Origin of the sequence: Streptomyces sp. NPDC102441 (assembly GCF_044765585.1) — a bacterium.
Classification (GTDB): domain Bacteria; phylum Actinomycetota; class Actinomycetes; order Streptomycetales; family Streptomycetaceae; genus Streptomyces.
On the sequence record NZ_JBIWKH010000010.1, the window covers coordinates 156,427 to 176,239 of the forward strand.

The following is a 19,813-nucleotide window of genomic DNA, read 5'->3' on the forward strand; positions in this document are numbered from 1 at the left end:
GTGCAGCATCAGTGCAGCGCGTCACGCAGCACCTCCTCTGCTTCCTCCACGCGCTCCCACAGCACACGCTGTGCCTGATGCCGGGCCCGCCCGTACGCCTCCAGCTGAGAGGTGACCGCAGCCGGGTCGTCGAGCGGCTCGGACAAGGGATACACCGAGCAGGCCAGATAGCCCGCCGCCACCCGGGGCACCGTCAGCAGGTCCTCTACCGACATGGCCGGGTTGGCCTCCCGGTAGGCAACGGCGGCCGTAGCCAGGCCCGCGGGCCAGTCCGGGGCGGCAAGAACCGTACGCGGATCGAGCACGATGCGCCCCAGCTCCCACATCGGGCTGCGGTGCGCCGGCGGCCGGAAGTCGATGACCGCGGCGACCTTCTCGTTCTCCAGCATCAGGTTCAGGGAGGAGAGGTCGCCGTGGACGATCTGCGTGGCGAGGGTCGACGGGAGTGCTTTGAGCATGGACGCCGTGGCAGGGAGTCCATCCAGCCGCTCCTGGGCGGCATCCCTCGCCCACACCTCGAAGGGGCAATTCGGGGGCTGCTTCGCATAGCGGGAGAGAAGCCGCTCCAGGCGTTGTCGGCCTCGCTTGACGTCGCAGACCTCGCGGGACGGGCCGCGGCGCGGCGGCCCGTCCGGATGCCGGGCGAGCGTGCGGTGCAGCCGGCCCACGGTCTCGCCGACCGCGGCCCACCGAGCGCCGGACAGACCGCCTTCCGCTGTCTCGGCATGCTCGACGAACGCAGCGACGGACACCGACAACCCGCCCGCCGTGGCAATGAGATCATCGTCCAAGGTGCGGCGCATCACCGGCACCGGAACCCCACCGAGCGCGGCAAACTCAGCCAGCTCGAGGGCGCGCCGCTCGGCGCCCAGATCAGCACTCGCCGGATAGGCCTTCACAAACCATCGTCGGCCGCCAGTGTCCCGGGCCACGTAGTTGCACGTGGCAGTCCCTGCTGGCCCCTCGCAGACCTCAGCCGGAATGATGCGGTAGTACAGCGCCAGGACGCCCGCCACCACCATCACGTCGGACTCCGCGCTCATCGCGGCGCCGCCGAGGACCCTGGGCAGCCCAGGAGATCGCGCAGGCCCCGGGCGTCGGACTGCAGCTGCTCTTCGTTCTGACGGCCGAGATCGAGGACGGCGAAGGGGAGCGGCCCGCCGGGCGCCGGATCCTGGCCTGCGGAGCGCCGGGGAGTGAGGTGAAAATGCGCATGCGGGATGGCGTTGCCGAGCAGGAGGTAGTTCATCTTCACCGGCTGGTAGTACTCCTCGAGCGCCCGGCCCGCCGTGAGGGTGTCGCGCCAGAAGGCAGCCGCTTCCTCGTCCGATAGTTCGGTGGGCTCGGCGATGTGCCGCGCGGTGAAAATCACGATGGTGTACCCCCGGACCTGTCCGGAGCGCCAGAGGTAGGACTGGGACACCTCACCGCGGTACAGCAGTAGCCCCCACTCGATGTCGTTGGCCTCCCAGTCGTTGCCGCACATCGGACAGTCGTGGCCAGAGCGATGCGCAAGGAAGTCTTCTGGCCAGGAGGCGGAACTCGGCTGCGGAAGCGCCATAGCTCCTCACCAGCCCATTTCGGAATACGGGCGACCCTCGAGAATGCGGTCGATCGCCTGGCGGGTGTACGGCACAACCTTGGCAGGAAGATCTTGCGGATCCCACCACCGCCACTGCACACACCGGTCGGGCTCCAGGATCTCGGGGGTGCCGGACCAGGAACTGGCCCGGAAGATGAGCTGGATCCGCGGCCGTGCGGCGGCCGGAGCGTCGACGAGGTGCACCAGGTGGACGAGTTCGACGTCTACGGGATCGATGACCAGCCCGGCTTCTTCTTTGGCTTCCCTGACCAGGCAAGTGATCGCCGCTTCGCGCTCACAGTGTCCAGCCAGGAAGTGCCACTGGCTTCCCGCGTACGACGAATCGGGGTGGCGTAGACCGAGAAGGATCCGGCCGTGCTCGTCCTCGAGATGGAGGTGGACACCGACGATGTGGAGTTCCGTCCCTTCCGGTGCCTCATCTTGCAGCCGGACAGTTTCCGGCGGGACGCTGGCAGGGGGATGCTCAGCTGCATGCCGGCGGATCAGGTCACCGAGGCCGGGGCTCAACCGCAGCCGGTCCAGCATGTCCGGGGTGAACCACCTCAGCAGCACCCCTTCGTGCAACTCCACCGTGTCCGGATCACCACTCCAGCGTCCCGCGTAGATCGCGATCGGCACCGCGAGGCCGTCGACGCTCGTCTCCTCCTCCACGCTGTAGGGCGTCAGGCCAACCGGTTCCAGGCCCGGGACTTCTTCAGCGAGTTCCCTTCGCACAGTCGCCTCCGGGCAGGCGTCGTCCCTCTCGCGGCCGCCGCCGAGGAGAGCGAATACCCCCGGTTGCCAGATGCCGTCGCGCAGGTCTCTCAGATGGAGCAGATAGCGCCCGCGGCCGTCATGGATCAAGACGGAGGCATTGACGGGCTCCGGCCGCCCGTCGAGGCCGCGAATCTCGGCGTCCAACAGCTTGGTGCGCAGCGTGGGGGACCTGACATCTGCGTATGGCAGCCATTGGGCGCCGGAGACCTCCTCGTCCTGGAGCAAGAGCTGCGGCGGGAGTTCGGCCGTGAGGTAGAAGGCGAAGCGGAAGTCGATGTGCTGGTGGGCGGGCTCGCCCTTGGCCGGATTGGCGTCGATGTCGTGGACGTCGATGTCGATCGGGACCTCGAGGAACTGCGGGGTCAGGCACAGATCACCGGGAGCGACCCCAGCCTCCTCGGAGACTTCCCGCAGCGCCGCAGCCAAGAGGCTGCGGTCAGCCCACTCGCCGTGGCCGCCCGGCGCAAGTAGCTTCCCCGTGGCCTTGTGCCCGATGTGCAGAACGCGCCGGTCACGGCCGATGACCACCGCACTGCACGTGATATGGCCGGGGAGCGTCGTGCGGCTCGTGGGCGAGGCCTGCGCATCGAGCGCGACGAACAGCGGCTCGAGCTGCTTCCCTTCCTCGGGCTGGTGTTCCAGGTACTGACTGAGGAGGGTGCGGATGTCGGATCGGGCGGGCGGCATGGCGGCACCTTCCATGGGGGACTCGGGCTCCGACGGGCTCGGCGAGAGCCGGGCCGTGAGGGGCGCCGCGCGAAATGGCGACGGTGGTGGGATCCGCTGCAGACGGGGCATTAGGTGGCGCCCCGGACGATGTCGGGTGCGCGGGCACCGACGGTGTTCAGGGCACGGACGGGCGAGCGCCACAAGATCACGAACGGTGCGCAGAGCAGACAGGTGATCGCGCCGAGGGTGGGACGCAGTCCGACGAGGGTGCCGAGCGTTCCGGCCAGGAGGGCTGCGAGGGGACGCAGACCGAAGGCGAGCCACGCCCCGGTTGCCTGGGCGCGGCCTTGCAGATGGGAGGGGCAGAGCTCTTGGCGGACGCTGCGCTGCAGTCCGCCGTGCGCCACAGCGGCGCAGGTCTGGATGAGCATGCCGGCGCCGATAGCGATCTGTCCGGCGATGCCGGGGCCGACGATGAGCAGTGGGATCTGGGCGGCCGGGTTGAGGGCCAGGGCGCTCAGCATGACGGGCCCTGCTCCCCATCGCCGTTCCAGGGTCCTCCACAGAATGGCGCCGAGGAACCCGCCGACTCCGCCGACCCCCATGACGATGCCGAGCGCGGCAGCACTCCACGACAATTCACGCAAAAGGTACAGAGACCATAGGGCCGAGCTGGCGGCCAGGGCGAAGGACGTGGTGGCGTTGGACAGGACGATGGACCGCACGAGGGGTGCCTTGAGGGTGTAGTCGAGGCCTTCGCGGATCTCCGTCCACTGGCTGGTGCCCGCGGGTCGAGGTGCAGGTTCGGGTTCACGGTGGCGGATGCGGAGCAGGCAGAACGCGCAGATCAGGTAGGAGGCCGCGTCCAGCGCGATCGCGCGGGCCGCGCCCAACAGGGTGACCAGGAGGCCCCCCAGGTTGTTCCCGGCCAGATCGGCGAGCGAGTTGGTCGCGCCGAGCTTGGAGTTCCCTTCCTTGAGCTGCTCTCCGCGCAGCAGGATGGGGAGGTAGCTGATCGAGGCGTTGCTGCCGATCACCTGGAACGCGGAGACGAGGAACGCGACCGCGTACAACTGCCCGAGAGTGACCTCGGCGACCAGCTGGGCGAGGGGGATGCTGGCCAGCGTGACGGCGCACAGCACATCGCAGCTGATGATGATCGGCCGTTTGCGGTAGCGGTCGGCGAGGACGCCGGCGTGGAGAGAGAGAAGCAGCGGGGGCAGTTTCGCTGCGACGGCGATGAGTGCCACGTGCATGGTCGAGGCGTTCAGGTCCACCACGGCGATGACTGAGGTGCCGATCGTGGTGATCCCGAAACCGGCGACGGTGACGGCCTGCCCGCCCCAGTACCTCCGGAAATCCGTATGCCGCCACAGGCTGCCTGCTGGCGCGGTGGCGCTCACTGGGGGCCGCCCTGCAGCGGCTCCGGCGTTGAAGCGCGTCCAGGCTGAGAGGGAACGGAAGGGCTATTTGCCTCATATTGGGCGGCCTGGGCGGTGAACATGCCTCGGTAGATGCCGTTGGGCCGGGCCATGAGCTGCGCATGGGTACCTTCTTCAGCCACTCGCCCCTGGTCGAGGACGTAGATGCGGTCCGCGTTGGCCGTGGCCGCGAGACGGTGCGTCACAAGAACGACCGCGTGACCTTCCTCCGCGAGGGACCACAGGCCTTCGAACGCCGCGATCTCCGCGTGCGGGTCCAGGGCCGAGGTGGGTTCGTCGACCAGCAGGAAAGGGGCGCCTCTGTACAAACTTCGCGCCGTGCCCAACTTTTGCCACTGTCCGCCCGAGAGTTGGACACCCCGCTCGTAGCCCTTGTAGACGATGGAGTCCCAGCCGTGGCGCAGGCTCTTGATCAGCGTGAGGATGCCGGCAGACAGGGCGGCGGACTTCACCCGGCCCATGTCGCGGCCGCGGTCGCCGGCTCCGATCGCCACGTTCGCGGCCGCGGTCATCTCCCAGCGCGGGAAGTCCTGCGCGAGGAGCCCCACCAGGGAGAAGATCTCGGCCCGGCTGGCATCCCGGAGCTCGACCTGGTCGCGGCCCTCGGCATCCTGCCACCACACGCTTCCGTCCGTGGGCAGCAGCAGCCCGGACAGCACCTTGGTCAAGGTGGTCTTGCCGGAGCCGTTCGCGCCCACCAGCGCCGTCACCTTGCCGCGGGATACCCGCAAGCTGACATCTCGCAACGCGGGGGAGTCGGCCCCGGGATAGGTGTACGACACGTTGTCCACGCGGACTCGGTGGACCCGGGCCGGCAGCGGCGCACCGGTGGCGGGGATGGCGTTCTTCGCCGCCAGGGCGATGGCGTCCTCAGTGTCGGTAAGGAACAGCAGCTCCTCGTAGAGCCGGTTGACCTGCTGGACCAGCGAGGTCAACCGGGCCGTCGAAGCGCGGATCGCGAGGACCGCGGTGCCGCCGACGGCAAGCGGCAGCGAGCCGTCGGCCAGCAGCCACCACAGAACGCCGTAGCAGGCCAGCGACGCGATACCCGCAAACCCGCCGGCGACCAGATCGGTGACGGCCTGCGCACGGGCCAGCCGCCGCTGCTCCCCCTCGGTCTGGTGGGACATTTCCTCGTAGCTGGACAGCAGTTTTACGCCGGCGGCGTGCACGCGGATCTCGCCTTGCGCGTGCGGGCGGGTCAGGAAGCCCAGGAGTGAGGCGATGGCCCGCCGGTGGTCGATCCAATGCAGCTTCGAGACGTACTCGCGGCGCGCGGAGCGGACCGCGCCCCATCCCTTGGGCAGGGCGATCACGAGCAGCATCGGCAGCAGCATCCAGTGCAGCGACGCCAGGACGACGGCGGCCGCGACCATCGCGATGAGGACGTTGCCGACCCCTACCGAAAGCCTCAGCATGCTACGGGCCGAATCCGTCCCGAACCGGCCTGCCTCCAGTACCCGTTGAACCTCAGGACGCTCGGTTGCCTCCAGTTCGACCCGGGTCACGGCCGTGTAGTAACGCGCCGAGACGGCCCGCTCCACCTGTGGCTCCAGCCGGCCCGACATCGCCGTCGACCACGCCATCAGAAGGGCCGCGATCACCGCGATCGCGGCCAGTGCGCCCAAGGCCGGCAGCGCTTCACGCAGCTTGTCCGCCGTCGGGCCCGCCGCGAACAGATTCGTCAGCACACTGTTGACCGCAACCAGCCCCCACGCCGCGCTCACCCCCTGCCCGAGCTGCGCGGCCACCACTGCCGCCATCGCCCGCCGGTCCGTCTGCCAGCCGGTGCGCAGCACGAGGGTGACCATGCGCGGCAGCGCGGCCGCCATGTGCCGGAAGGAGAGCCGGGTCAGCGGGCCCTCGTGGCGTACGTACGACTGGTCGTAGCGCAGCCGGCCTCCGTACAGCTCGCGCTCCGCGTTCGAGATCGTGTCCTTCTCTGGTGGGCTCTTCGTGTCCTGCGGGGCTGCGCGGCGTGGGCCGGTGCGTGTCAACGTCGCTCCTTCCGGACGGCTGTGGCGGCATCGTCGGGTTCAACGACAACACCGAGTTTTCGAACACGTGTCTTTCGGCCGAGTTTCGAATCCCGGTTCCATGCGGCTTCTGAAAGGTGCGGGATGCATGGGCCCTTGTGCCGCAAGAGGTGTCCCATGAGTCGGAGTTGGCCGAAACGCCGTCGGTCGCGTGTGCAGGAGCACGGGGCCCTGGTTCTGATGGAATCCAAGGCCCTGGGCCTTGGGCGTGCCATCGCATGGTTGACGGGTCGTGGCGCGAGGTTTCCGCGCCTTGCGCAATGGGCCGGTTCAGTTCCGGAGGGTGGCGAGGTCGGACAGGTCGATGGGGGTGACGCCGAGCAGGCTCGCCGCATCGCGGAGCGCGAGCGTCCACCGGATGGTGGGATCTTCGAACCGCACCCAGGCGAGACCGTCATCGGTATTCGCTTTGATCGGCTGGAGCGTCTTCTTGTCGTACGTGATGCCCGCGATCCCCCAGGGCTGTGCCCGTTCCACGAGAGCTGCGGTGTACCCCTTTCGCAGGTGGGGGCAGGCGTGGACGGATTCAAGGGCGCACGGTTCACATACCGGGGGAGTGGTGGTGACCTCCCCCTCCCGGATCGGGACTCCATTGACGGAGCGGACAATCATGAGGTGCCGTTCGCCCCACCGCCCGAAGGCATCGTCGTCGTACGTCGAATTGCCGCAGACCTGGCACAGCATGTGGGACATGGCCTGACGCTGGCGTAGGGGGTGCACACCGGACAGGTTGGGCGTCCCGGTGCCGCGTGCGATCGACTGCCTGACCCAGAGGTGCCCTCGTCGGCGGTCGGCCGGCCTGAACTCATCGGCGTAGCCGATGCCGGATCCCCCGATTCCGGTGATCTTGATGATCCGGCCGGGGCGGACTTTCTCGTTGCTCCAGGGTGCGATGTAGGGGACATGCAGTCCCCGCCAGTGGAATTGCCTGGGTGAGGTCACGGTCGTGATCATCAGGGCGCCACCGCGTGAGAGAGGCCGCGCGGTGGGTCGATCGGACTACCGGACAGCATTCTTGCGGTGCGGTGGTGTCCGGCTGGAGAGGCGGATGTCGGATGCCGCAAGAGCCGGTCCGGATCGAGCGTCACCCACGCGTTCATGTCATCTGATCCTGGGATGTGTGGAGGGCGGGCGAGCTGAGTGCAGCAGGTTCCCGGGGCCGTTGGAGCTCCCCACGCAGGGATGCGTACACGGCCCCGATGAAGTCGTAGTCCTCATCGCTCAGTTCGGTGTCGAGACCGCGGAAGTTCGAGAGCGCCTGCTGCTGGCTGGAGATGCCGGCCAGCACTATTGAGTCAGGGCAGCGCTTGAGGCAGTAGTGGAGAGCGATGCGAGCAAGGGCCTGGGGATCTGTTCCGAAGCGCTCACGCAGCGGGGTCAGGCCTCTGTGGACTTTCTCCAGCATCGGCGCGGTGATGCGGGAGCGGACGTCTCCGGGGAGGAAGGCCGCGTCCGGGCCGTATCTCCCGGTGAGCAGTCCCTGCCCGAGGGGCTTGTAGACCATGGTGGCGACGCCGTGACGGCGGGCGAAGCTGAAGATGTCCTCCTCGCCTTCGCCGTTTGCTGCCGCGTCCGCAGCGTTGGGCAGCGGGCCGAGAGGGTTGATCGACGTAGAGATGACTTCGGGGCCGAGCTGCTGGAAGAGGTAGGCGAACCGCGACGCGCTCTCGCGGTCTCGGGCGCTTGAACCGGAGGCCATGCACTCGGTCACCAGCCGACTGGGCGCCCGCATCCCGATCGCCCTGACGTCCCCCTGGTCGCGCAGCGCCTGCAGGGTCTCCCGCGCATCCTCCAGGTACCGGTCACGGGGCCCGAAGTCCGTATGAGTCAGGGTGAGGACGTCGAGGTATTCCACGCCCAAGTTCTCCAGACTCTGCTCCACCTGCCCATGCAGAGTGAGAGAGCTGTACGCGCTGAGGCCGGTGCCCTTGAACGCGCCGACGGTGCACGAGATCCGCACTTTCTCGCGGGGCACCTGGGCGAGCATCCTTCCCAGCAGCCTCTGCGAATGGCCAAGACCGTAGATGTCCGAGGTGTCGAAGACGGTAGCTCCCTCCCCTTGGGCGCACAGGAGGGCCTCCACTGCTCTGTCGTCGGCCAATGGTGCCCATCCGACGGCGTTGCCCTGGTTGGTTGCCGGCCCCCCCACGGGCCGGCAACCGACACCAAGGGGGTGCTCGTCCCATCCAGCGATCAGGCGTCGCCGGGGGAAGTGTGAAGCGGTCACGACGGGGGCTCGCTCTCATCGCGAAGATCGGGACGTCGCCTCGGCCTGCTGTATCTCGGCGCGGCATCGAGGCGAGGGCGCGGGAAATCGGAGGAAGTAGCGGGGCCGATCGCGGCTCTGGCCGGCCCCGCTCTCACCGTGGCATTTGTCCGATCGCGAAGTCCAGCTACCGCAGCTGTCATTTCAGGCGTCACTTCTCCGGCGGGCAGCCCACAGGGCAGAACAAGTCGTCCTTATTTCACCCTGTTTGGCAGGTCGGAGCGGCGCCTCCAGATGCCGGGAAAGTGACCACCGAAATGACAGCCTGCCCGTCTGGCCGGACAGGCGACGAGCGCGCAGGCTGTTGATCAGCTTCCAAATGGTCGGCCCAGCGCCCGCGTTGACGCCACAGCGTCCCACGGTGCCGCCTCAGGCCCGGCTCGCGGAAGCAACCTGAAGCTTCACCCCCGTCCCCATCGACCTCTAGCTGCCGCCTCTCCGGAAGTCAGGCATCCCGGGTGATCTTGACGTCACCGGCTGATGTCCGGAGAAGCGGCTCAGAACCCCGAGGACCTTTGACCGTGACTGCGATTCCCGAAGCTGCCGCTGTGGCGCTCGGCGCCACGACCACCGCCGGCGCCATCGCCACGGTGCTTCTGGCGCGATCCCGTGCCGCCTTCGTCAAAGCCGCGCGGTCACAGGCTGCCCGCGCCGACCACGCAGAAGCCCGCGAGCAAGAACTCCGGGACGAGATTCGGCACCTGGTCACGGCCCGTCTTCCCGCCTATGCCCAGCACCTGGTCAGCACTCACCACCCGGTCCCCGGCCTGCTCTCACCGCATCTGTCCGAGACCGAGAGCGGCAAGCTGCTCGAGGCCGTGCTCGGCCAGTTCGCCGAGGCCATCCTGACCCAGCGTCGGCGGATCGACGCCGCGGCATGGGCCGCGGTGCGTGGAACCTCTTCGCACACGCAGTCGGTGGCCAACCGGATGCAGGACGTCATCGACGAACTGCAGCGCAAACACGACAACGCTGAACTGCTGGACGCGTTCTTCGGAATCGACCACCTCAATGAGCAGATGATCCGGCATCTGCAGAAGGCGGCGATCGCCGGCGGAGGGTGGCCGGGCCACGTGCAGCAGGACAGCCATGTGCCCGATGTCGTCACCGGCGCCCACTCCCGGCTGCACGGCTACGAACGCATCCAGATTGTCTCCAACCTGCGGGCAACGAACGTCGGGATCGTCGGCCGGGCGGCCGAGCCGATAGCCGTGGCCTGCGCGGAGCTGATGGCCAACGCCCTGGAGCACTCCAGCGACGACCTCAGAGTGACAGTCACGTTGCTGCAGACGGACAACGGCACCGTCAGCATCCAGATCGATGACGCGGGCACAGGCATGACCGCGGAAGAGCGAGCCCGCGGCACCCGACTGGTGTCCGGGGAAGGGGCCGGCGACCTCCTTCTGACCCAACTCGGAGATCCGCCCGCCTTCGGATTCCCCGCGATCGGGAGGCTCGTGGCCGACTACGGATTCCAGGTCTCGATCGACCAGCCGTCCCCCTACAACGGGGTACGAGCGGTGCTCTCCATCCCCCCGCACCTGTTGGTCGAGATCAACGAGCTCGCCAACCCCGTCTCGGCCATGGCTCCTCTGCCCGCCCCGCCTCCCCGAAAGCCCCAGCGCTCCACTCCCCAGCAGGCCAACGCTTCGGCCCCCGACTCGGAGCTGCCTCAGCGGCACCGAAAGCAACCGCAGACCTCGCCCGGTGTGCTGCCCGCTCCCTCCTCGCGAACGCCCGAACCCGAGAGTGCAGGGGCTATGTGGAGCGACTTCCAGGACGGGCTCATCGCCGCCCGCATCGACCCCGAAACCAAGGACGCCACGTGACCGACACCGACCGCGACACCAAGAGCAGCAGCGATGACTACTCCATGGTGCTCCAGCCCCTCCTCGACATTCCCAAGGTGCGGCACACCGTGGTCGCGTCCAGCGACGGCATGCTGGTAGCCGCCTCCAAAGACCTGCCCCGCGACCGTGCCGAAGGTGTAGCGGCCATGAGCTCCTCGGTACTCAGCGCCAACCGGGCCACGACGAACGAAGCACTGCAGGCTGACCCCGATCATCCCGTCGACAACCCCGTCGAGACCATCACGGCCATCACCGCACTCGGCACCCTCATGTTCATGCCCGCCGGCAAAAACGCCTTCCTGGTCGTGGTCGGAGAGCGGGACATGCCGATGGGGATCGTGGCCGGCACCGCCGCCCGGCAGGCCCGCAAGCTCGGCGAGAAGCTGATGTCCGTCCCCGCCCGCGCCACCAGCAGCACGCAGTCATGACCCGGGGCCAGGTGGGGCGCCGAATGGTCCCGAGCTACCTGGCAACCGGCGGCTGCGGCATCCCCACCCGCAACACGATCCAGGGACTGACAGCCCTGTACGCCACCGGTGTTCCCCCCGGCCCCGACCACTTGCCGGGACACCAGCGCCTCCTCTCCTTACTCGAAAAGGGCGCGCTGAGCGTCGCCGAGACCGCCGCCTACCTGAACATCCCGGTCGGCGCGTGCAAGGTCCTCGCCGCGCAACTCATCGACGACGGGCAACTGCGTGCCGAAGGGCCGAGCCAGGCCCCACCGGGGGCTGCCGCCCCGGCAACGATGGAGCTCCTGGAAAGGGTCAGAAGTGGACTCCTCGCTCTCAAGGACTAGCAATGCGCCGGTCTACCTGCCCGATACCGCGCACGAGCGAGTCAAGATCCTCGTCGCGGGCCCTCTCGGCATCGGGAAGACCACCGCGATCAGCGCGGTCTCGGAGATACCGACCCTGCGCACCGACGAGGTCATGACTACGGCCGCGGTCGGCACCGACGAGATCGCCCACCAAGGGCTCCAGGGCAAGTCCACCACCACCGTCGCCACCGACTTCGGGCGCCTCACCCTGGAGCAGGCCGGCATCATCCTGTACCTGTTCGGCACACCCGGCCAGCACCGCTTCAGACCGCTGTGGGACGACCTCGCCGAGGGCGCTCTCGGCGCCCTGGTCCTGGTCGACACCGAGCGGCTGGAGGAGTCCTTCGAGGTCATGGACCGGATCGAGGAACGCGGCCTGCCCTACACGGTGGCCGTCAACGTCTTCCCCCACTCGCGGGCCGTCGAGCCGGACATGCTGCGCAAGAAGCTCGACCTCGACCGTCACACCCCCCTCGTCGTCTGCGACGCCCGGGACAAGAACTCCACCTTGGACGCGCTCATCGAGCTGACCGCCCACCTCATAAACCTCGCCGGAGACGCTGCCTCATGACCACGCATGCCCCCGCCCCGCCCGTGCCGCTGTACGGGCCCGAGCACGCCGCCAACCCCCAGCGCAGCTGGGACCTGCTGCGCCAGCAGGGACCGGTCGGGATCGGCGAGATCGACCCCCAGACCCTCGTCTACGTCGTCACCGACCCCAGGACAGCGCTCACCCTTCTCCAGGACACCCAGACCTGGTCCAAGGACTCGCGGCACTGGATGCACCACGTGCCAACGGACAGTCCCGTCAGGCCCAACGTGGAGTGGCGGCACAGCCTCTTCTACACCGACGGCCCCGAGCACGCCGACCTTCGCCGGGTCATCACCGACAGCCTCGCTCTCCTCGACTCGCGCCACGTCCGCGACGTGACGCTGCGCTTCGCCGACACCCTGCTCCAGCGCTTCGCCCACACCGGCGAAGCCGACCTCGTCGGCCAGTACGCGCAGCAGCTGCCGCCGATGATCCTGAACGCGCTGTTCGGAGGCCTCGACGAGCAGGCACCCCAACTCCACGCGACCCTCGCAGCGCTGATGAGCACCGATCTGGCGGCCAAGGCCGAGGGCGAGAAGGAGCTGGGCGCATACCTGAATGCGCTCATCGGCACGAAGATGGCCCAGCGCGGTGAGGACCTCACCTCGTGGTTCATCGACCATCCCAACCAGCTCTCCCCGGAGAACGTCGGGGAGCAGATCGTGATCAACGTCGGCGCCGCGTTTCCCACCCTGACGGGCCTGATCACCAGCGCCCTGGTCCGGCTTCTGTCCGACACACGCTTTCGCGGCACCCTGACGACGGGCACCCTGACCATCGAAGCCGCCATCGACGAGGCGCTCTGGAACGACCCGCCGCTGGCCATGTACAGCCTCCACTTCCCCCGGGTGGACGTCGACCTCAACGGCACCTTCATCCGCGCCGGATCCCCCGTCATGGTCTCGTACGCCGCGGCCAACACCTGCCCGCACGCCAACCCCTCCAACGGCGGCCACCGCTCCGGCATCAAGGCCCACCTCTCCTTCGCCGCCGGCCCCCATTCCTGCCCGGCCCGCAAGATCGCCCTGCTCATGGCGGCCACAGCGATCGAGCGGCTCGTCTCCTACCTGCCGGACATACAGCTCGCCGTCCCGCGCGAGCAGCTCACCTACCACCCCGGCCCCTTCTACCGCCTTCTCACAACCCTGCCCTGCCGCTTCACCCCGCTCGCCCCGGAAGCCCGGGGCGCCACGCCCTGGACACGCACCACGGCGCCGCTGCGGCCCGCCGCAGGACGGCCACCGGTCTCTGCCTGACCGCACCACACGCCGACTCCCGGCGGCCCGCACAGCACCTGCTAGTCCGGCCTCGCCACCAGCAGACCGGCCCGAAGCACCCCCGTGCGCCGGGGCTCTTACCCCTGTCCGTCCTCGAGAAGAAGGAATCCGCCCATGACGGTTCTTGACGACAAGGGGGTAAGCCCGCTGATGACCCACGCACCCACTGCTGACACACCGGACCTCTCCGCGGTGCGACCCGACGTCGACGCACTCCTCACCGCGTTCCTCGACCGCAAGGCGCACCTCACGCCCGGACCTGAACTGGCCCCGCTGTTCACTGTGCTGAGCCGCCTTCTGGTCAGCGGCAAGCGGCTGCGCCCGCAGTTGTGCGTCGCAGGATGGCATGCCGCCGGCGGGCACGGGGATCAGAGCACGGTCCTTCACGTGGCCGCCGCCCTGGAGCTGTTCCAGGCGTTCGCGCTGATCCACGACGACGTCATGGACGGCAGCGACCTGCGCCGGGGAGAGCCGACGGCCCACCGCGCGCTCGCCGCCGCGTACACCGCCGGCGGAGGACGACGCGGCAGAGCCGAGGCACACGGTCAGAGCGCCGCCATACTGCTCGGCGACCTGACGCTGGTGTGGTCGGACGACCTGCTGCACAGCGCCGGCCTCGACGACGGGGCATTGAGGCGGGTCCTGCCGCTGGTGGACACCATGCGCAGTGAGCTGGTGTACGGCCAGTACCTGGATCTGCGGTCGAGCGACCGTCTCTCCGACGACGTCGAGGCCGCGCTGCGGGTGGTGCGCTACAAGACCGCGAAGTACACGGTGGAATGGCCGCTGCGACTCGGAGCCGTACTTGCCGGCGCGGCGCCGGACGTCCTGGACGCGTGCAGTGCCTTCGCCGTGCCGCTGGGCGAAGCGTTTCAGCTGCGCGATGACCTCCTTGGCGTGTTCGGCGACCCCGCCGAGACCGGCAAGCCGGTCGGTGACGACATCCGCGAGGGCAAAGCCACCGTGCTGATGGCGCTCGCGGTGCGGGCCGCCTCCGCCGCCGACCAGCAACTGCTGGGCACTCTGGTCGGCAGCCCCGACCTGACGGGCGGCGACCTCCACCGCGTCCGGGCCGTCCTCGAAAGGACCGGCGCCCGCCAGCACGTCGAGGAGATGATCAGCGCCCGGCGCGGCACGGCCCTCGCAGCGCTGGACCAGGCCCCGTTCCCCGCGGCCGCAGCCGCAGCACTACGCGCGATAGCGCAGATAGCCACGGTGAGGCAGGCATGAGGGGCGCTCAGAAGCCACCGCGGTTTGACCTGATGCGGCGTGCGTCGCGGGTGTACGGCTCCCAGGCCGTACGTCTCGTGGCGGACATCGACCACGACCCTTGGGGAAGCGTCCGCGCCTCGCTGTACGAGACGGCCCGCGTCGTCTCCTTGACGCCCTGGCTTTCCGGGCACGAGCCGCGGCTCGCTTGGCTGCTGAAACAGCAGAGGTCAGACGGCAGTTGGGGGGAGGGGCCCGCGCCGTACCGGCTACTGCCGACGCTCAGCGCGGTGGAAGCGCTCCTGTCCACCGTGCGCTCCGACACCGCCGGCGGCACGGGGCGCGAGCGGCTCGCGGCGGCCGCGGCAGCGGGGCTCGCCGCATTGCGGAGCCTGCCACCGGCCGGGCCGTGGCCGGACACGGCCGCCATCGAACTTCTCGTCCCCAGCCTGGTCTCCCAGATCAACGAGCACCTGGACCAGCCCACGATCGAGTCAGAGCCCCAACTGGGCCCGTGGTCGCGCGGGACACACCTGGAGGTGCCGCACGGCTTCCGGGAGCATCGGCATGAGCAGATCGCGCAACTGTGCCGGTCGGCGGGCGTTCCCGCCAAGCTCCACCACACCTTCGAAGGCGTCTTCCGGCACGTGCCCGCGAGCACGGTCCCGGTGCCCGAAGGACTGCTCGGCAGTTCGCCTGCTGCTACCGCCGCATGGCTCGCCACCACACAGTCCTCTGCGCAGCGCGAACCGGCGATCACCGCGCTGACAGCCGTGGCCCGCCGCTACAGCGGCCTCTTCCCGGAGGCGGCACCGATCACGGTCTTCGAGCGCCTCTGGGTCGCAGCCGCACTCGCCGGCCCCGGACTGCCCCCCGCATGCCGGGCCACCGTCCGCGCCTGGGCATATGACATCTACGACGTGGCCGGGGTCCGCGGCGCCCCCGGCCTCATGCCCGATGCCGACGACACGGCCATGACCGTGCTGGTGGCCGCCCTCGCCGGCGAACCGTGTGATCCTGCCCCGCTGTCCGCCTTCTGGTCCGGAAGCCACTTCGACTGCTACGTCGGCGAGGACACCGGTTCGGTCACCGCGAACGCCCACGCCCTACAGGCGCTCGGGGCCTACACCCGTTCCCGGCCTGCGGACGCCACTCACCGTTTGCGCATGGATCTGGTGCGCGACCGGCTGCTCGCTCAGCAGCAGCCCGACGGGCCCTGGACGGACAAGTGGCACGCCTCCCCGTACTACGCCACCGAGCGGTGCGTGACCGCCCTCGCCCGCCACGTCGGGCCCGGCGCGCTCGATGCCGTACGGTCGGCCGCCGACTGGGTCGCGGCATCCCAGCACGACGACGGCGCCTGGGGCGTATGGGGCGGCACCGCGGAAGAGACGGCCTACGCGGTGAAGACCCTCCTGGCCGCCAGCGCCGCCCTCCACCACCCGTACGAACGGGCCCTGAATCGCGCCGAGGCCGTCCTGGATACATCCGGCCGCGCCCCGGCCCACCGGCACCCGGCGCTCTGGCACGACAAGACTCTCTACGCCCCCCAGGCAATGATCCAGGCCGAGGTCATGGCGGCACTCGAGATGCTGCGCACCCGCCACGCAGCCGAGCACCCGTCCCAGGCTCCGAGCGCAACGCGGAGGGAACAACCCCATGCCTGCTGACCTGCACCTCCCACCGATCGCGCCGGGGCGACGGCCCCTGTTCGGGCACGCCATCCCCCTGCTGCGGGACCGGCTGGCCTTCCTGCAGAACCTGCGGGCCTTCGGACCGATCGTCCGCATCACGATCGGCCCGAAATCCCTGACCGTGGTCAACTCCTCAGAACTAATACAGGAGATGCTCACCAGCAAGTCCCACCAAGTCAGCAAGGGGCTGCTCTTCGAGAAGCTGAAGCTGTTCGGCAAGGACGCGCTGCCCGTCGCGGAAGGCAGCCGCCACCTGACGCGGCGACGGCTGATGCAGCCCGCCTTCCACCGCGAGCGGGTCAGCGGCTACGTGAAGACCATGCGCGAGACCGTCGAGCCAGTGATCGCCAACTGGTGCGACGGAGACACCCTCGACCTCAAGACCGAGATGCAGCTGATGGCCCAGGGTGTCGTCATGTCCGTGGCGTTCTCCTCCACCCCCGAGCACCAGAGGGCACGCGCAATCCTCGCCAGCGTGGACACCGTCTTCAAGGCCGCCATCCGGCGCGCCCTGCTGCCGGTACCCGTGCTCGAGCGGCTCCCCACCCGCCGCAACCGGCAGATCACCCACGCCGGCGGCGTGCTCCACCAGGCGGTCGCGGACATCATCACCGACCACCGGACGAACCCCGACGCCTACGACGACGTCGTCTCGTTGCTCCTGGCCGCCCGGGACGAGACCGGCGCGGCGCTGCCCGACGACGAGATCCTGTCCGAAGTCACCGGTCTGCTCGCCGCCGGCTCCGAAACCACCGCGGTCGTTCTGGCCTGGCTCTTTCACGAACTCGGCCGCCACCCCGACCTGGAGCAGCGGCTGCACCACGAGCTCGACACGGTCCTCGGCGGAAGAACACTCACCGCCGCGCGCCTTCCACAGCTCCCCTTCACCCGCAGGCTCGTCACCGAGACGCTCCGCTTGTACAGCCCCGCCTGGCTAGTAACCCGGCAGGCCATTGAGCCCTTGCAACTCGGCAACGTCACCGTGCCGGCCGGGACAGACCTCCTCTGGAGCCCCTACACGCTGCACCGCGACGCCGAGCTGTACCCCGATCCGCAGCGCTTCGACCCCGACCGCTGGCTGCCCGAGCGGCCCCAGCCGCCGAAGGGAGCCTTCATCCCCTTCGGCTCCGGCAAAAGGCAATGCATGGGCGACGCGTTCGCCTGGACCGAGGCCATCAGCGTCACCGCGCTCATCGCCTCCCGATGGCGGCTGCGGCCCATTCCCGGGACCTCCACCCGGCCGATCGGCGAGATCACCGTCCATCCCTCCTCCCTGCGCATGACCGCGGAGTCCCGGCAGACCGCCACGACACGGAAGGCAGCATGACCAGTCCCAGCAACACCGGGCACAGGACTCTGCCCCTGCCCGACCTCAACACGGCGTTCCCGGGACCGGTCCCCACCAGCCCGCACGCCGACCACGTGGAACAGCAGCTTCTGCGATGGACCGAAGAGTTCCCGCTCCTCGCACCGGCCGACGAGCGCCGCAGCCTCTGCAGCATCACGGGCCAGGGCATCGCCCGCGCACTCCCGACCGCGGACCCGGACAGTCTCGTACTCTGCGCCGAGCTCTTCCTGTGGCTCGTGGCGTTCGACGACGTCCACGGCGAGGCGACCGCCGCACGGGACCCGGCCCTCCTGGTCGACCGCGTCGGTGAATTGATCCGTGTCCTGGCCGACGACGACGAATCCGCAGACAGCCCGAACGAGCCGTTCGCGGCCGGACTGGGGGACCTGCTCGCACGTTTCCGGGCCCGGGGCACGCCGACTCAGTACCTGCGGCTCACTAGGCACCTGCTCGACAACTTCCTCGGGCTCATCTGGGAGGCCCACAACCTGCCCCAGCCGGAGCGTGTCACCGTGCGCACCTACTGCGCGATGCGCCCGGACACCAGCTTCGTCCGCACCATCATGGCCACCGCACCCATCGCACTTGCGTATGAGCTGTCGGACGAGCAGCAGTCATCGGAGCCGGTACGGCAGCTCGAGACGGCGGTCGCCCATCTCGCCGGCTGGGTCAACGACCTCGCCTCCTACGCGCGGGAGACGGAGCGGCTGCACGCGACGCCTCTGAGTCTGCCGACGCTGCTCATGGCCGAGCACCGGCTCGACCTCCCCACGGCCTTCGCGATGGCGTCGCGCATGTGTGAGGAACAGGCCGAGGTTGCCCGCACGCGGATCAGTGAGCTGACCTCGGACAGCTCTCCACCGCTCACGCTCCATGCCCAAGCCCTGGAGCACATCGCGTACTCCTTCATCTGGCATGTCGGCCATGACCGATACGCGGAGAGCACCACCGCTGCGGCCCGCACAGTCGCCCTTCATCCCACGACCGGAAGCCCCTCATGCCCGTGACAATCCTGACCGCTGACGCGCTCACCCGGCTCACCCCCGCCGAGAAGCGGGTCGCCGAACACCTCGTCGCCGGTACGTCCAACATCCAGGGCGCCCAGGACCTGGGCATGAGCGCCGCCACGTTCGCCGGCCACCTCGCCAGCATCGGCCGCAAGTTCCAGATCACCAATGGCCGCCTGGGACGTCCCGCCCGCGCGCACGCCGTGCTCGCCAGCGAGCAGGTCGCCCCGCCGCAGGCACCCGCCACCGTCCCCGACTTCACGCCGGCCGAGCTGCGGCTACTTTGCGCGTTCGCGAAGTACCCCGAGATCCACGACATCACCCGGGCGACCGGGATCGCCCAGGCCGAGGTCCGCCCGCACATCAAGGCCCTGGTCACCAAGGCCGGCGCCGACAACGACACCCACCTGATCGGGCTCGGCCACGCCTGGGGATTTCTCGGTGAGTGCCCGACCGCGTCCGACAGCACCGCCGAGGACTCGAACAAACACTTCGGAGCCGCACGATGACCAGCCTCCACACGCGTGCGAAACCCCTGGCACCCGCCTCTGACCCCGCCGGGCACGACCAGCTCCCCGCCCCCGTACCCCCGCCGTACGAGATGCGGTTACTGAGGACCGACGAGGATATGGACGCCGTCGCCGGGCTCATCGCCCGACGCGCCGAGTGGCTCGCCGCACGCCAGCTGCCCCAGCCGTACACGGGGGATGTCGCTGCCCTCTACCGGGAGCAGTGGGTGGAGGCGATCGCTCTGTTCGAGGACGGGGGACCCGTCGGGAGCCTGCGCCTGCACCGCGAGCCGTCCCTCTCCCACTGGGACACCGACCGGAGCGAACCCAGCCTGGCGCTCTCCCTCGCCTACAGCGCGCCCGGCCCGACGCCGGACATGACCGGCCGCCTGATGACGCTGTGGGCACAGGACTTCGCCGCCCGCCTCGGCATGACCTGGGTGCGCTGCGAGGTGAACACGAGGGAGCCGACCTCGGACGTCACCCTCCGTCTTCTGGACCATCTCAAGGACACGTGCGGTTGGCAGTTCGTCCGCTCCTGCCGGGGCGTCAGCGGCCAGCCGCTCATCCTGCTGCAACTGCCCGCACGAGCGCAGGGCGGCCTCGAAGCGCTGATCCGCTGCACCGTGCCGCTCCGCCCAGGCGCCCCCGTCGTGGCGGCCCCGGAGCCCGACCGGTGACCGCGGCCCTGGCCCCGCCCAGATGGTCCGAGCAGGCGACGACGAGCGCGGTCCAACG

Annotated in this window: 18 protein-coding genes; 11 read left to right on the plus strand and 7 right to left on the minus strand. The window is 69.2% G+C overall.

Annotated elements, in window-relative coordinates; genetic code table 11:
• Positions 1-8: 8 nt before the first annotated feature.
• The 7 genes from ACIREO_RS22875 to ACIREO_RS22905 form a co-directional block, all read right to left on the minus strand.
• Complete coding sequence (locus ACIREO_RS22875) at positions 9-1,022, minus strand: phosphotransferase enzyme family protein (RefSeq protein WP_404113546.1); 1,014 nt, start codon at positions 1,020-1,022, stop codon at positions 9-11.
• A gap of 17 nt (positions 1,023-1,039) precedes the next feature.
• Complete coding sequence (locus ACIREO_RS22880) at positions 1,040-1,486, minus strand: HIT family protein (RefSeq protein ID WP_404113179.1); 447 nt, start codon at positions 1,484-1,486, stop codon at positions 1,040-1,042.
• An 81-nt stretch (positions 1,487-1,567) separates the two neighbouring features.
• On the minus strand, positions 1,568-3,046 hold the full coding sequence (locus tag ACIREO_RS22885) for an NUDIX domain-containing protein (RefSeq protein WP_404113181.1): 1,479 nt from the start codon (positions 3,044-3,046) through the stop codon (positions 1,568-1,570).
• A 110-nt stretch (positions 3,047-3,156) separates the two neighbouring features.
• Positions 3,157-4,431: an MFS transporter gene (locus ACIREO_RS22890; protein WP_404113183.1), complete on the minus strand. Its 1,275-nt coding sequence runs from the start codon at positions 4,429-4,431 to the stop codon at positions 3,157-3,159.
• Positions 4,428-6,467, minus strand: a complete 2,040-nt coding sequence (locus tag ACIREO_RS22895; RefSeq protein ID WP_404113185.1) for an ATP-binding cassette domain-containing protein — start codon at positions 6,465-6,467, stop codon at positions 4,428-4,430. The genes ACIREO_RS22890 and ACIREO_RS22895 overlap by 4 nt, the downstream gene beginning before the upstream one ends.
• Before the next feature lie 309 nt (positions 6,468-6,776).
• Entirely contained in the window at positions 6,777-7,448 is a 672-nt protein-coding gene (locus tag ACIREO_RS22900) for a hypothetical protein (RefSeq protein ID WP_404113187.1), read from the minus strand.
• A gap of 154 nt (positions 7,449-7,602) precedes the next feature.
• Positions 7,603-8,607: an aldo/keto reductase gene (locus ACIREO_RS22905; RefSeq protein ID WP_404113189.1), complete on the minus strand. Its 1,005-nt coding sequence runs from the start codon at positions 8,605-8,607 to the stop codon at positions 7,603-7,605.
• 686 nt (positions 8,608-9,293) lie between these two features.
• Here ACIREO_RS22905 and ACIREO_RS22910 point away from each other — a divergent pair.
• The 11 genes from ACIREO_RS22910 (at position 9,294) to ACIREO_RS22960 (ending at position 19,755) form a co-directional block, all read left to right on the plus strand.
• Positions 9,294-10,601, plus strand: coding sequence for an ATP-binding protein (locus ACIREO_RS22910; protein WP_404113191.1), 1,308 nt, complete (start codon positions 9,294-9,296; stop codon positions 10,599-10,601).
• A complete protein-coding gene (locus ACIREO_RS22915) occupies positions 10,598-11,050 on the plus strand; it encodes a roadblock/LC7 domain-containing protein (protein ID WP_404113192.1) in 453 nt (150 codons plus the stop codon). The genes ACIREO_RS22910 and ACIREO_RS22915 overlap by 4 nt, the downstream gene beginning before the upstream one ends.
• 23 nt (positions 11,051-11,073) lie before the next feature.
• Complete coding sequence (locus ACIREO_RS22920) at positions 11,074-11,418, plus strand: DUF742 domain-containing protein (RefSeq protein ID WP_404113194.1); 345 nt, start codon at positions 11,074-11,076, stop codon at positions 11,416-11,418.
• A complete protein-coding gene (locus tag ACIREO_RS22925; protein ID WP_404113196.1) occupies positions 11,393-12,010 on the plus strand; it encodes a GTP-binding protein in 618 nt (205 codons plus the stop codon). The genes ACIREO_RS22920 and ACIREO_RS22925 overlap by 26 nt, the downstream gene beginning before the upstream one ends.
• Positions 12,007-13,287: a cytochrome P450 gene (locus ACIREO_RS22930; protein WP_404113198.1), complete on the plus strand. Its 1,281-nt coding sequence runs from the start codon at positions 12,007-12,009 to the stop codon at positions 13,285-13,287. The genes ACIREO_RS22925 and ACIREO_RS22930 overlap by 4 nt, the downstream gene beginning before the upstream one ends.
• A 135-nt stretch (positions 13,288-13,422) precedes the next feature.
• Entirely contained in the window at positions 13,423-14,538 is a 1,116-nt protein-coding gene (locus tag ACIREO_RS22935; RefSeq protein ID WP_404113200.1) for a polyprenyl synthetase family protein, read from the plus strand.
• Between the two features lie 32 nt (positions 14,539-14,570).
• Positions 14,571-16,187 (plus strand): prenyltransferase/squalene oxidase repeat-containing protein, encoded by a 1,617-nt coding sequence (locus ACIREO_RS22940; RefSeq protein WP_404113202.1) that lies wholly within the window; start codon positions 14,571-14,573, stop codon positions 16,185-16,187.
• The gene (locus ACIREO_RS22945) at positions 16,177-17,538 is read left to right on the plus strand and encodes a cytochrome P450 (protein WP_404113204.1); all 1,362 of its coding nucleotides are present in this window, start codon (positions 16,177-16,179) and stop codon (positions 17,536-17,538) included. The genes ACIREO_RS22940 and ACIREO_RS22945 overlap by 11 nt, the downstream gene beginning before the upstream one ends.
• The gene (locus tag ACIREO_RS22950) at positions 17,535-18,566 is read left to right on the plus strand and encodes a hypothetical protein (protein ID WP_404113206.1); all 1,032 of its coding nucleotides are present in this window, start codon (positions 17,535-17,537) and stop codon (positions 18,564-18,566) included. Before ACIREO_RS22945 ends, ACIREO_RS22950 begins: the two co-directional genes overlap by 4 nt.
• On the plus strand, positions 18,557-19,075 hold the full coding sequence (locus ACIREO_RS22955) for a LuxR C-terminal-related transcriptional regulator (protein ID WP_404113208.1): 519 nt from the start codon (positions 18,557-18,559) through the stop codon (positions 19,073-19,075). The genes ACIREO_RS22950 and ACIREO_RS22955 overlap by 10 nt, the downstream gene beginning before the upstream one ends.
• The gene (locus ACIREO_RS22960; protein ID WP_404113210.1) at positions 19,072-19,755 is read left to right on the plus strand and encodes a hypothetical protein; all 684 of its coding nucleotides are present in this window, start codon (positions 19,072-19,074) and stop codon (positions 19,753-19,755) included. The genes ACIREO_RS22955 and ACIREO_RS22960 overlap by 4 nt, the downstream gene beginning before the upstream one ends.
• Positions 19,756-19,813 lie beyond the last annotated feature (58 nt).